At 68.8% G+C, this 12,282-nt stretch carries 16 protein-coding genes; 7 read left to right on the forward strand and 9 right to left on the reverse strand.

Annotation, left to right across the window (positions count from 1 at the left end; translation table 11 throughout):
• Positions 1-12: 12 nt before the first annotated feature.
• The 3 genes from H0264_RS21205 to H0264_RS21215 are packed head-to-tail and all read left to right on the forward strand — an operon-like array spanning position 13 to position 2,054.
• Positions 13-621, forward strand: coding sequence for a TetR/AcrR family transcriptional regulator (locus H0264_RS21205; RefSeq protein ID WP_181579148.1), 609 nt, complete (start codon positions 13-15; stop codon positions 619-621).
• Positions 618-1,160 (forward strand): GNAT family N-acetyltransferase, encoded by a 543-nt coding sequence (locus tag H0264_RS21210; protein WP_181579149.1) that lies wholly within the window; start codon positions 618-620, stop codon positions 1,158-1,160. The genes H0264_RS21205 and H0264_RS21210 overlap by 4 nt, the downstream gene beginning before the upstream one ends.
• Before the next feature lie 36 nt (positions 1,161-1,196).
• The gene (locus H0264_RS21215; RefSeq protein ID WP_181579150.1) at positions 1,197-2,054 is read left to right on the forward strand and encodes a thioesterase family protein; all 858 of its coding nucleotides are present in this window, start codon (positions 1,197-1,199) and stop codon (positions 2,052-2,054) included.
• A gap of 65 nt (positions 2,055-2,119) precedes the next feature.
• Here H0264_RS21215 and H0264_RS21220 read toward each other — a convergent pair whose 3' ends face one another.
• Entirely contained in the window at positions 2,120-2,455 is a 336-nt protein-coding gene (locus tag H0264_RS21220; protein WP_181579151.1) for an RNA polymerase-binding protein RbpA, read from the reverse strand.
• A 185-nt stretch (positions 2,456-2,640) separates the two neighbouring features.
• Here H0264_RS21220 and H0264_RS21225 point away from each other — a divergent pair, with 185 nt between their 5' ends.
• Positions 2,641-2,964: a hypothetical protein gene (locus tag H0264_RS21225; RefSeq protein ID WP_181579152.1), complete on the forward strand. Its 324-nt coding sequence runs from the start codon at positions 2,641-2,643 to the stop codon at positions 2,962-2,964.
• Here H0264_RS21225 and H0264_RS21230 read toward each other — a convergent pair.
• The gene (locus H0264_RS21230; protein WP_181579153.1) at positions 2,915-3,991 is read right to left on the reverse strand and encodes a hypothetical protein; all 1,077 of its coding nucleotides are present in this window, start codon (positions 3,989-3,991) and stop codon (positions 2,915-2,917) included. The two genes, H0264_RS21225 and H0264_RS21230, sit on opposite strands and share 50 nt — an antisense overlap.
• A 211-nt stretch (positions 3,992-4,202) precedes the next feature.
• A complete protein-coding gene (locus tag H0264_RS21235) occupies positions 4,203-4,817 on the reverse strand; it encodes a M23 family metallopeptidase (RefSeq protein ID WP_231085864.1) in 615 nt (204 codons plus the stop codon).
• A 252-nt stretch (positions 4,818-5,069) separates the two neighbouring features.
• Here H0264_RS21235 and H0264_RS21240 point away from each other — a divergent pair, with 252 nt between their 5' ends.
• A complete protein-coding gene (locus tag H0264_RS21240; RefSeq protein WP_181579155.1) occupies positions 5,070-5,390 on the forward strand; it encodes an ArsR/SmtB family transcription factor in 321 nt (106 codons plus the stop codon).
• A gap of 4 nt (positions 5,391-5,394) precedes the next feature.
• Here the strand turns inward: H0264_RS21240 and H0264_RS21245 are convergent, their stop codons facing one another.
• Positions 5,395-6,384 (reverse strand): glycosyltransferase family 9 protein, encoded by a 990-nt coding sequence (locus tag H0264_RS21245; protein ID WP_181579156.1) that lies wholly within the window; start codon positions 6,382-6,384, stop codon positions 5,395-5,397.
• A gap of 181 nt (positions 6,385-6,565) precedes the next feature.
• On the opposite strand from H0264_RS21245, the gene H0264_RS21250 reads away from it, so the two are divergent.
• Positions 6,566-6,916, forward strand: coding sequence for a hypothetical protein (locus H0264_RS21250; protein WP_181579157.1), 351 nt, complete (start codon positions 6,566-6,568; stop codon positions 6,914-6,916).
• Positions 6,917-6,978: 62 nt separating this feature from the next.
• Here H0264_RS21250 and H0264_RS21255 read toward each other — a convergent pair whose 3' ends face one another.
• The gene (locus tag H0264_RS21255; protein ID WP_244975896.1) at positions 6,979-7,707 is read right to left on the reverse strand and encodes an SGNH/GDSL hydrolase family protein; all 729 of its coding nucleotides are present in this window, start codon (positions 7,705-7,707) and stop codon (positions 6,979-6,981) included.
• A complete protein-coding gene (locus H0264_RS21260) occupies positions 7,704-9,227 on the reverse strand; it encodes an MFS transporter (RefSeq protein ID WP_181579158.1) in 1,524 nt (507 codons plus the stop codon). The genes H0264_RS21255 and H0264_RS21260 overlap by 4 nt, the downstream gene beginning before the upstream one ends.
• 128 nt (positions 9,228-9,355) lie before the next feature.
• On the opposite strand from H0264_RS21260, the gene H0264_RS21265 reads away from it, so the two are divergent.
• Positions 9,356-9,973, forward strand: coding sequence for a TetR/AcrR family transcriptional regulator (locus H0264_RS21265; protein ID WP_244975897.1), 618 nt, complete (start codon positions 9,356-9,358; stop codon positions 9,971-9,973).
• 97 nt (positions 9,974-10,070) lie between these two features.
• Here H0264_RS21265 and H0264_RS21270 read toward each other — a convergent pair whose 3' ends face one another.
• From H0264_RS21270 to H0264_RS21280, 3 genes are all read right to left on the reverse strand, one after another.
• Positions 10,071-10,406: a YnfA family protein gene (locus tag H0264_RS21270; protein ID WP_181579160.1), complete on the reverse strand. Its 336-nt coding sequence runs from the start codon at positions 10,404-10,406 to the stop codon at positions 10,071-10,073.
• 61 nt (positions 10,407-10,467) lie between these two features.
• The gene (locus tag H0264_RS21275) at positions 10,468-11,694 is read right to left on the reverse strand and encodes a Dyp-type peroxidase (RefSeq protein WP_181579161.1); all 1,227 of its coding nucleotides are present in this window, start codon (positions 11,692-11,694) and stop codon (positions 10,468-10,470) included.
• Positions 11,687-12,238 (reverse strand): copper chaperone PCu(A)C, encoded by a 552-nt coding sequence (locus H0264_RS21280; RefSeq protein WP_181579162.1) that lies wholly within the window; start codon positions 12,236-12,238, stop codon positions 11,687-11,689. The genes H0264_RS21275 and H0264_RS21280 overlap by 8 nt, the downstream gene beginning before the upstream one ends.
• Positions 12,239-12,282 lie beyond the last annotated feature (44 nt).

Below are 12,282 nucleotides of genomic sequence, written 5' to 3' on the forward strand. Positions count from 1 at the left end.
AACGTCCGCCCGGTGGCACGCAGAAGGGGATGGGGCGGCAGTCCGCCGGCGAATGATCAAGAGGCGCATGGCCGTATCGTCGCCACCGCGGTCGAGCTGATCGGCCGGACCGGCGCGGCGATCAGCATCGCCGATGTGGCCGAGGCGCTCGGCGTCATCCGGCAGACCGTGTACCGCTACTTCCCCAGCGCCGAATCCCTCATGGCCGCAGCGGCCATCGCCTCGGTCGACGGCTTCCTCGACCGCCTGACCGCCCACGTCGCGGGCCTCGGCGATCCGGTCGAAGCCATGACCGAGGGCGTCGTCTACACCCTCGCCGAAGTCCGCCGCACTCCACATCTGGGCATCCTGCTGTCGCGCTCGTACTCCAGCGTCGATCCGGACAGCCTCACCTCCGATCAGGCGAAAGCCTTCGGCATGTCCATGATCCGGCGCTTCGACGTCGACTGGGAACAGCACGGCTACGACGACGCCGCCCTACTGGAACTCGTCGAATACGTCCTGCGCACCATGCACTCGTTCTTCGTCTCCCCGGGCACCCGCACCGAGGATCAACTGCGCGCCTACCTCCACCGCTGGATGGGCAGCGCGATAGCCGCACAACGGGAGTACGCGCGATGATCTGGCCCTTCGACATCGCCGCGTCCGGGCTGACCGACGGGCAGGTGTCGCTTCGCGAATACCGTTGCGCCGATGCGGAAGAACTGTTCGAAGCCTTGCGCGATGACCGCGCCTGGGAGCACATCCCCCGTGAGATCCCGCGCGACGCAGCAGAATTCGACGCGCGAGTGCGGGCCGGGCTGCCTGGGCTCGAACGCGCGGCCTTCACCATCAGGCAGCGCGAGCGGGTGGTCGGCGGCACCTCGATCTTCTACGACCCGGCGACCCCCGGTGGGGTGGAAATCGGTGCCACACAGTTCGATCCGGCGGTGTGGGGGACAGGTGTGAACACCCGCGCCAAACACCTGCTGATGCGCGAGATCTTCGCGCGGGGGGCCGACTGGATCCAATTCCGCACCGACGAGCGCAATGGCCGCTCGGCGGCCGCGATCCGCAAACTCGGGGCGACGGATCTCGGTGTGCGGCAGGACGATCTCGTCCGGCGCGACGGCAGCGTCCGGCGCAGCCGCTGGTTCCGTCTGGACCGTCCCGCGGGCTGATGCTGAGGGTAACGAACGGGTTGATAGTTTTGACCGATGAGCGGAGTGCGTGAGAAAGCCCAAGCCGACAATGCCATCACGGCCGAGGGCATAGGCATACCGCCGTATTTCGTCTCCCTCGAACCCACAGCAGACGGCTTCGACCGTTACCTGGCCACCGAGTCCACCGTGAGCGTCTGGGCTCCCACCATGCAGCACGGCGCACCCCCGTCGGCCCTGCTGGCCCGCGCCATCGAACACTGCGCACCGCGCGCGGGCACCCGCATCGGCCGGCTCACCATGGAGATCCTGGGCCCGATCCCGGTCTCCGAGATCGAGGTTCGCGCCTGGATCGAACGCCCCGGCAAACGCGTCGAAATGGTCGCCGCCGAACTCGCGGCCCGGAAACCGGACGGCACCCGCCGCGTGGTCGCCACCGCCCGCGCCTGGCGCATCGCCACCTCCGACACCGCGGCCGTGGCCCTCACCCAGGACCAGCCGCTGCCCCCGGTCGCCGAGACCTCCGGTTTCGACTCGGGCATCCCCTCCGGCTGGGATGTCGGCTATGTGCGGACCGTGGACCTGCGCGCCATCGACGGACCCGGCCGCCGCGTGTGGGTGCGCTCGCTCACCACCGTGGTCGACGACGAGCCGATGACCCCGCTCGTGCGCGCCCTCGCCGTCGTGGACATCGCGAACGGTGTTGGCGCCCAGCTCGATCCGGCCCACTGGACCTTCCTCAACACCGACCTCACCGTCGACCTGTTCCGCGCCCCGGAAGGCGAATGGATCGGCCTGGACGTGCAGACCTCCATCGGCCCCGACGGCATCGGCCTGTGCTCCACCACCCTGTTCGACGAACAGGGCGCGCTCGGCCGCTCGATGCAAACCCTCGAGGTCCGCCCCCGCGACTGACCCGCACCCGACAACGAACGAGGCCCCCGCACCGAAGTGCGGGGGCCTCGCCCGTCAAGCATCCGTCAGGCGCGCCGGCGGTTCTTGAGCAGCTCCATGCGCTCCTGCAGGAGCTCTTCCAGCTCCTCCTTGCTGCGGCGCTCCAGCAGCATGTCCCAGTGCGTGCGCGGCGGCTTGACCTTCTTGGGCTCCTGGGTGGTGCCCTCGATCAGCACGCCCTCCTGGCCGTTGCGGCACAGCCACGTGGGCGGGATTTCGGCGTCGTCGGCGAAGGGAACATCGAATTCCTCGCCATTGTCGGTCCGGTACCGCGCCACCCGACGCGGCGCCAGGTCGTGGTCGCGGTCGGTCTCGTAGCTCACCGCTCCGAGCCGAGAGCCCCGGAGTACGCGATCTGCCATGAGTGCGGTCCCTTCTCGCCTGTCGGCAACGTTCTTCTGAGTCTGTACGCATGCATGCCAACGCACATGCGCACGCTTCGGTTCCCGTGGGGAGAACCTGGCCATTCTACGCTTTCGGCGGCAACCCATTCGCCCGGCGTGCCCTTCCGCCCGGTCGGCGAGCGGAACCACTAAGGTTCCGGACCATGCAGCGCCGCCTGTCCTCGTGCTCCTGGTGTGGAAGGGAGATCGCCGAATCCGAGATCGGACGCCGTCGGCGGTACTGCCGGCAATCCTGTCGCCAGCGCGCGTACGAACATCGAAACAGCGTGAAGGGCACCGGTATTCCCGAGGACGCCATCGTGCTCAGCGCCCAGGAGGTCGCTGACCTGTCCGATCGCTGGTTCGCGGCCCGCTGCGCGGCCGAGGACGTCGCCACCGCCGTCGCCGAGGGCGCCGACGCCATCGAATTGACCGAACTCACCGCGACATTGGTGAAGCTGACCCGGGACGCGGAGCGGCTGCGCTGAATTCGGCCTGCGTGTCGGCCTGCGCGGCATCGGTGTGTCGCGCATCGGCGAGGCTCGGGACGAGGGCGGCGCGACCCCGCACCGCGTACACGAGCCCGCACCCGGCGGCCACGAACCCGCACACCGCCGCGAGCGCCCACACCGTGACGGCATCCGGTGCGGTGACGGCCTGCCCGCGCAGCGCCTGCCAGAACGTGATGGCCAGCAGTCCGCTGTAACCGAGGGCGAGCACCCAGATCAGATCGGCGCGGGCGCGCTCGGCGCGCAGCCACGGCACCCGGGGCGCGAACCAGGCCAGCGCGACGGCGGCCAGGATCAGGAACTGGATGCCGTGCAGTCCGAGGAAGTGCGCGATCCGCAGATCGCCGCCATGGGCGCTCCAGTGCGTCACCGGCATGCCGTCCACGCCATCGCGCACCGCGGGCCGACCCTCGACGACCGTATGCCCGGCCACCAGTTCGACCGGCCTGCCGTACGCGTCGGTCACCTGCTGCTTACCGGTGAAGCCCATGAAGTATCCGAGCACCATGCCCGCCACCGCGATCCCGAGCCCGGCGTGAATGGCCCGAGACGTCGGCCGATCGGTGATCCGCTGCCACGAAAGCACCAGTGCGATGACCAGATTCGCCACGAACAAGCCGGGCACACCGGACTGGAAGATCTGCTGCCCGATGGTATTGACCGCATCGTCCTGATCATTGAAGTGGCTGAACGTGCCCCGCGCCGCCTGCACCACGATGAACCCGACATCCACGATGGCGGTCAGCGAGAAGATCATTCCCATCCACCAGGTGAGCCGTTTGCCCTTATGCGGGAACGACAGCAGCCACGACAGCGTCCCGGCGTAGAGCGTGAAGGCGATGGCGAACTTCATCGGCTTCAGCCACACCGATTCGTTCAGCAGCATCCGATCGTCGAATGCCATTGCCGCCGAACAGAACACGGCCAGCACGGCCATGAGGATCGCGGTCACGAGCAGCGGCCGGTGCAGCCGCCCGGCGGCGGGGAGATAGGACGCGGTGGTCATGAAAGCGACGCTACGATCGCCGATCCGCGGCACACGTCCCCCGGCGGTGCGGTTCACACGTAGTACCGCGGTAGGGGGTGCGGCCGGATCCCGCACCGCGGTAGGCGTTTCCGGCCCCGGATACACCGCTGCCCCGAGAACCCCTCATCGGTTCCCGGAGCAGACGGCGGATGAATCAGACCGGTGCTGAATCAGATTGGTGATGGATCGATCACTCGACGGCGGCGCCCACATCCATGCCACGGGCGGCGAGCCACGGAATGGGGTCGATCTGCTGGCCGGGCGCGGTGTGCACCTCGTAGTGCAGGTGCGGGCCGGTGGAGTAGCCGCGGCTGCCGACGGTGGCGATGGTGTCGCCCGCGCGCAGCTGCTGGCCCACCTGGACCAGGATGTCCTGCATGTGGCCGTAGACGCCGATGGTGCCGTCGTCCTGCTGCACGCGCACCCACAGGCCGAAGCCCGACGCCGGGCCCGCCTCGATGACGGTACCGTCGGTGACGGCCTTGATCGGCGCGCCGAAGCCGTCGCCGAAGTCGATGCCGGCGTGCATGGCGCCCCAGCGCTGGCCGAAGCCGGAGGTGAGCGGACCGGCCACCGGGCGGACGGTCTTGGGGCGGGCCTGCTCGATGCCGAGGGTGCGCAGGAAGTCGGAGACCTCCGGCGGCACGAACTGCGGGAGCTGGGCTTCCACGGGGGTGAAGGCGGTGAACTTCAGGTCGTTCACCACGGCGGTTGCCGGGAGTTGGCCATTGGAGACACCCGCGGCGTCCTGGTCGGCGGCCGCGAGCACGCTCAGCGAGGCTCCGACGACGGCGGTAACGGCCACTGCACGAGTTGCGGCCGTCCGGTACCGGCGGGCTGCGCGGCTTCGAGATAACGGAACGGTTACGGGCATGCATCGAATGTATGGGGGGTACGTCGCGGTTCTGAAACTCTGTGACCACCGTCACGGTTTAGTAAAAGCCCTGTTGATATGTCACGACTTGGTAACGACACGAGTGTAGTTTCGCAATGACATTGGGGAATGCCGGATTGGCGTGTATTGACCGACCGGATGGTTGGCGAGCAATCTATATAAGTGATCGCTAACGGAGTCAGAGTGCTGAGCGCGCTCGCCGATCCCACTCGACGCGCGGTTTTCGAAGCCCTCCCGCAGGGGCCCAGGTCGGTCGGCGACCTGGCCGCCGCACTCGGCGTCAGTAGTTCAGCAATCTCGCAGCACCTGAAGGTGCTGCGCGAGGCGCGCCTGGTGATGATGCGGCCCGCCGGAAACAAGCGGCTGTACTCCCTGGACCCGCGCGGCCTGGCCGATGCCCGCGACTACCTCGAACAGTTCTGGCCCAGTGCCATCGCGGCTTATTCCGCGGCCCTGTCGAACGCACGCACAGAAGAGATATAAGGACTCAGCCCACGCGCCGGTACGCCTGCTGCCCCCGCCGATCCATACCCGTCCCCGGCCACGGCCGCTTCCGCAACTGCTTGTCTACGGCATTGATCACCTCGGGCACCCCGATCCGTAGCAGCCCCGCGTCGACCGTCAGGCCATCGTGCTCACCGGTCTGCCCGGCCCACAGCACCGCATGCCGGCCCAGCAGGTGCGGCGGCGGCCCGCTGCGACTGGGCGGGGTCGGACCGAACATGAGCACCGTGCGGGTGCCGAAAGCCGTTGCGAGATGGGCGACTCCGGTATCCCCGGACACGACCAGCGCGGCCTCGGCGACCGTGGCGGCCAGCTCGATGAGGTTCTGCTCCCCGGCCAGCACCCGGCTCGGCGACAGCCCGGCCCGGGTGGCCACACCCGTGGCCAGATCGCGTTCGCTCTCATCGCCCGTCAGTACCACTTCACGCCCCTGCACCAGCAGGTGCCGCACGACGGCGGCGAACCGGTCCGGCGGCCAGCGCCGCGCGGGCGAGCCCGCGCCCACGTGCACGACCACGCAGTCGCGATGGCTGGTGGTGGCGACCGGCGGCACCAGGCCGAGATTGCGGCGGTCGGCGGCGATGCCATCGAATTCGAGCAGGTGACACCAGCGGTCCACATCGTGCATCTCGGGCTCCCACTCCGGCCCTGCCAACTCCGGGAAGGCAGGGTGACGGTAGCTGAGAATCCGGGCCGGATTCGTCTTGGCCAGTTGCACAAGGGAATCCGCGCGAGCGCCGTCCAGGTTCACCGCGAGGGCGGGGGCTTCGCCGTCCCAGCGCATGGGCGCCGGATCGACCGTGGGCAGCATTTCGTCGACCGAGGCGATCAGATCGACAATGGGTTTCAGGCGGTGGGGTGCTGCCAGCGCGATGTGATCGCCGGGCCTGGCCCGGCGCAACGCGCGCAGTGCGGGGACCGCGGTGAGCAGATCACCCAGTCCGCGTGCACGCAGCACGAGTACAACCGCCACCTGAGTTCTCCTAGCCGGTAACACTGCCCATAACGGCGTGATCCTCCACGGACAACGAGGAGGACCCTTGAGCTGGACTACCCGAGATATGAGCCCGCAAAACCAGGGACGAACCGGGCAGCAGCGTTGTTCGGTACTACCGACTGTCGTTGTGGCTGGTCGATCCACTACCGTGTGCGCTATGGACTTCGTCTACAACCTCGTGGTCGTGGCGCATCTGCTCGGTATGGCGGCGGTCGTGGGCGGCTATGCCGCATCCCAGCCGCGAGTGTCGGAACTCATGGTGTGGGGCGCGCGCATGCAGCTGCTCACCGGGCTCATCCTGGCGGGTATGGCGTCGGCGATCGATTCGCTCGACAAGGACCCGAACACGACGAAGCTGGCCGTGAAACTCGTGATCGCCGTCGCGGTCGCCGCCTTCGCCGAAATGGGGCGCGCCGACGCCAAGCGCGGCAAGGCGGTGCCGTGGATGACACACGCGGCGGGCGGGCTGGCCATCGTCAACGTGCTCGTGGCCGCGCTCTGGAACTGAGTTTCTCCGTACATACAGCGCGCCGCACCTGAGGACAGGTGCGGCGCGTTTCGCATTCGCGATCAGTGTCCGCTGCGGAACTCCGGCTGCGGTGTCTCGGGGTTGGCGTGGTGGGCAAGGGATTTCGCCATCTCAGAGGCGACCACGGCGTGCCCGGACATGCTGAGGTGAATGAAGTCGCTGCTGAGCCAGTCCGGGCGCAGCCGGGCCTCGTGGGACCAGAATTCGGTGAGGATGGCGTCGTGCCGGGCGGCGACCCGGCGCACGATATCGGCGAAGGCGGCCAGGCGCGGGCGCATCGACACCAGTGGGCCCGTGGCGGCATCGGCGAGGGTGAACATGGAAAGCCGGGCGCCGGTGGCGGTGGCGGCCGTGCACAGCTCGTCGAGATCGCGTTCGACCTGGCCGAGATCGACATCCCGTCGGAACAGGTCATTGCCGCCGCAGGTGACGTGCACCAGGTCCGGGTGGAAGCGATGGAGGTCGGCGAGCTGCTCGGCGGCCACCTCGGTGATGGTCGCGCCCATGCGGCCGGTGGTGTGGTACTCGGCATTCGGATGCGCGGCCAGCAGCCAGCGGCCCAGCCGGTTGTTCCACGACACGGTCTCGTATCCCGGTGTGGGATCACCGACGCCGGCGGCGGTGGAGTCGCCGATCACCGCGAATCGACGCCAGGGTGCCGCGCGCAGCAGGGTGGCGGCCTCCGAATCCTGAAGTACGAGTGAATCGTTCGCTTCGGTGCGGGTGGCGTCGGCGATCTCGTGATGGGTGTCGATGTCGTTGATGGTCACAGGTTCTCCTCGGCTCGGGCGGGAACGGCCGCGAGTACGGCCGCGGCGACCGCGATGGCCGCACAGATCGCGAACAGGGTGTGGAAGGCGGTCAGCCCGTCGGTGGGATGGGCGGCGAAGACGGCGGCGAGAATGGCCACGCCGAGTGCGCCACCGGACTGCCGGGAGGTGAGGTTCATGCCCACTCCGGCAGCGAATCGTTGCGGGGGAAGCGATTTCGCGGCGGTGGTGCCCAGCACGGTGACGATGATGCCGATTCCGCCGCCGCCCAGCAGGCCCGCCGGCAGCCAGGCCGACCACAGGGCGGGTGTCGTGTTCCAGGTATCGGTGCTCATGAACAGGGTCGCCGCGGCGAACATGAGTGCGCCGAGCACGCCCAGCCACCGCTGCCAGGCGTCGGGCGCGCGGCCGGCCAGGACCGCGGTCACCATGGAGGCGATCGCGCCGAAGGTCATGGCGCCCGCCGACTCCAGCACCGAGTACTGCCACACCCGATCCAGCCACAGTGGCCCGGCCAGCAGCCAGGCGAACATGGTCGCGCCGAACACGAAGGATGTGGCATTGACCAGGGCATAGCGGTGGCTGCGCCACAGCCCGACCGCGATGGCCGGACGCGGATGCCGCCGCGAACGCCACAGTGCGACGGCCAGCAGCGCCAGTCCACCGAGCCCGCAAACGAGCGTGCGCCAATCGCCCCAGCCCCACCGCTGGCCCTCGGTCACGGCCGCGACCACCGCGCCGATGCCGAGCGCGGTCGCGACAGTGCCGACCGGATCGGGCAGACCAGCGCCGGGCCGCTCCGCACCGGCCGCGAGCCGCAGCCCGAGCATGATGAGCAGCGCCGCGATGGGCAGATTGATCACGAAAACCGAACGCCAGCCGAACCATTCGACCAACGCGCCACCGATGGCGGGACCGATGGTCGCGGCGAAGCCACCCGCTGCCGTCCAGGCGGCCATGGCCACGCCGATGCGCGCGGGCGGGGTGACGCTCAGCACGAGGCCGAGGCCCGCCGGAATCAGGAAGGCGGCCGTCGCGCCCTGCAGGAAGCGCCCGGCAATGAGCCACTCCGCCCCCGGAGCGACCGCGCACAGCAGCGAGGTCAGCGCGAATCCGGCCAGCGCCGCAAGGAATACGCGTCCGCGCCCGAGCGCGTCGGCCAACTGCCCGGCCGGTGTCAGCAGCGCCGCGAACGCCACCGCGTACCCGCTGACCACCCAGGTGAGCGCGGTCGGCGCGGCGCCCGGGAAGTCCCGCGTGATGGCGGGAAAGGCGATGTTCACCACCGAAAGATCCAGGAAGGCAACGAATGCCGCGCCGCACGCCACGAGCAGCGCACGCCGCGCCGCCCGGGAAGCGGCCGCATCGGTCGCCGCCGCGGATTGTTCGGTCGAGAGGGATTGCGGCGCAGAGCTATTCGCGCCGCTGTGTGCGATGCCAGCGTGCGCATCGCCGCCGGGGTGGGGATCGGGTGGGGTGGGGGAGGGCGCGGGGGTTTGCTGCGCGGAGATCTCGGTCATTGCTGGCTTTCGAGCGAAGGGCTGCACGGGAAGGAAACTGTACGTACGATCGTTCGTATTGTTGAAAAGTACGACCGATCGTGCGTTTATGCAAGGGTTGGTGCCAAGATGGAGAGGTGGCCGAGTCCGTGCAGTCCTCTGAAGAGCAGATTTCCGATCAGCGCCTGCTGAAGGGGGCGCGGGCGCGGGCGAGCATCGCCCGGCACGCCGCCTTCGTCGCCTCGGCGGAGGGGCTCACCGGGTTGAGTCTCGGCAAGCTCGCGACGGATCTGGGGGTGAGCAAGAGTGGTGTCGCGACGCTGTTCGGCACCAAGGAGAATTTGCAGCTGGCCGCCGTGCAGTCGGCGCGTGAGGTGTTCATCGACCATGTCGCGCGCCCGGCCTTCGAAGCCGCCCGGGGGATGCCGCGACTGCGTGCGCTGGTCGGCAACTGGCTCGACTACATCGCCGAACCGGTCATGCCGGGCGGCTGCTTCCGCGTGGCCGGACTCGCCGAGTTCGACAGCCGTCCGGGGCCGGTGCGCGACGCCCTGGCCGCGGATCGCGAGGAGTGGTTCGCGTTGCTGGAGAAGGAGATTCGGCGCGCGCAGGAGCAAGGGCATCTTGTGGGCCGCGACCCGCACGCCCTCGCCTTCCAGCTCGATGCCCTGGTGGCGAGCGCGAACACCGCGGCGCGTCTGGGCGACGAGACCGCCATCCCGACCGCGCGCGCCATCATCGATACTCTGCTCGAGAATGAGTCGTAATCGCCTGGCGCACTGAATATTTCAGCCCGATTCCGCCTCGCCCGCGAATGTGCAAACTTGCACGCGATGCATGAATGCACGCTGGTCACAGTTGGTTTCACGTTGAACGAGGCGCGTACATGATGAGCCCGACGCCCGCCAGGCAGACCAGTGCGCCGAGCACATCCCAGCGGTCGGGCCGGAATCCGTCCATCGCCATGCCCCAGATCAGCGACCCGGCCACGAACACTCCGCCGTACGCCGCGAGGATGCGGCCGAAGTTGGCGTCCGGCTGCAGCGTCGCCACGAACCCGTAGAGCCCGAGCGCGGCCACGCCTGCGCCCATCCACGCCCACCCGCGCTGCTCGCGCACCCCCTGCCAGATCAGCCACGCGCCGCCGATCTCGGCGACGGCGGCCAGTCCGAACAGGATGATCGAGCGCAAGACGGTCATGACCGAAAACCCTACGGACCGGCCGGATCGCCGAGGTGGGCGGTCCGGCCGGTCCACGAGGTCAGCTCATGGGCTCCTCGAACAGCTGCTGTCCGAGATATCGGCCGGGTTGTGGAACACCCGGTGGAATCGCGAAAACAGCCGAACCGACCGGTGTCGTCCACTGATTGAGCGCATCGAATTCCGCCAGTCGCTGCTGCACCGGCAGATACTGCGCATCGACATCCCGCTGATACGCCGCGAACAGCAACCCCGAGTTCGACACCGAGCCAGGGGCCGGCGGGTCGTCGTAGTTGTATCCGCGACGCAGGAACCGCTCGGTGTCGGTGGTGTGATGCGCGCGAGCGATATGCGACGACGGCGGGATCACCGGAATCCCGTACTGATCGACGGCCGCGAAATCCGGATCGTCGAATTCCTTTGTGCCGGTGAGGGGTGCGCCGTCGGACACGCGGCGGCCGACGGTGAGTGCACGCGCGTCATCGTCGAGTTCGTCCCAGGTGTCCATGGCGATGGCGATGCGCCGCAGCACCAGGGAGGTGCCGCCCGCCATCCACCGCCGCCCGGCGCCGTCGTCCCAGACGAGGCGATCGAAATCGCTTGTGCCCGGCGCGATATTGACCGTCCCGTCCACCTGGCCCATGAGATTGCGCATGGTCCGGCCCTTGGGCGCATTGCGGAATCCGCGCTGCACCCACCGCACCGATACCAGCGATTTCACATGCTTGGACAGCACCCGCACCGCGTGCGAGACCGTGGTGGCCTCGTCGGCGCACACCTGTAGCAGCAGGTCGCCGCCGGTGTACGCCTGGTCCAGGCGGTCGATGGCGAACGGCGGCAACTGTTTGAGCCAGTGCGGCCGGGCATGATTCATGCCCGCCTTGGCGAACAGGTCCGGCCCGAACCCGACCGTCACGGTGAGCCGGGCCGGCCGCATGGCCAGCTCCTTCTCGGTGTCGGCGAGCGCGGGCCTGCCCTGGGTGAGGCGGGCGGCGTCATCGGTCCAGATCTTGAGCAGGCCGATCACATCGTCGCGATCCGAGCCCGGCGCCAGATCGAATCCGACGAAGGCCACATGACCTTGCGGCTCGGTATCGATCCCGCCCTGATGCCGCCCGTAGAACGGCACCGTGTCGAGCCCGCTGTCGCGGTCGTGTTCGCGGTGGGTGAGAGTGGCCGCGCCCCAGCCGATTCCGGCCGCCCCGGCGACACCGGCCGCGGCCGCGCCGCCACCGAGCAGTCGCCGCCGGGACAGCCGGGCGGGGTGCGGCTGAGCCTGATCAGCCACCGTGGGCGGGATTCTCGGTCGCGCCGTAGTTCTCGTTGCCGCCCGCGAAGTCGCGCACCTGCGCGGTGACGGTGGTGGTGGAACCGTCCGCGAAGGTCAGGGTGATGGGCGTTTCCGCGCCGGTGCGCAGCGGCTCCTTCAACCCCATGAACATGAGGTGATCGGCCCCCGGGCGCAGCGTGGCCGACCCGTGCGCGGGAATGACGAGGCCACCCTCCTTGGGATGCATGGACTTGTTGCCGGCGGCATCGGCGGTGACCTCGTGGATTTCCACGGTCGCCGAGACCGGGCTGGTGGCGGCCACCAGATTGACGGGCTGGTCGCTCGAATTCTCGAAGACGCCGAAGGCGGCGGACATGCCGCTGTCGGCGGCCTTGATCCACTGATCCTTCATGGTGACGGCGGCGGCCGCATTCGCCGGGGCGGCGGGCGAATTCGAGGAGGAACAGGCCACCGGGAAGACGGCCAGCGACGCGATGGCCGCGGCCGCGCCGAAACGGCGGACCTTCGGGGTGAACGCACGGGTGCGGACGGATGGGGACACGACAGACTCCGATCATCGGATGAGGCAGGTGAGTTCCTCGCACC

The sequence above is a fragment of the Nocardia huaxiensis genome (genome assembly GCF_013744875.1).
In the GTDB taxonomy this organism is placed as follows: domain Bacteria; phylum Actinomycetota; class Actinomycetes; order Mycobacteriales; family Mycobacteriaceae; genus Nocardia; species Nocardia huaxiensis.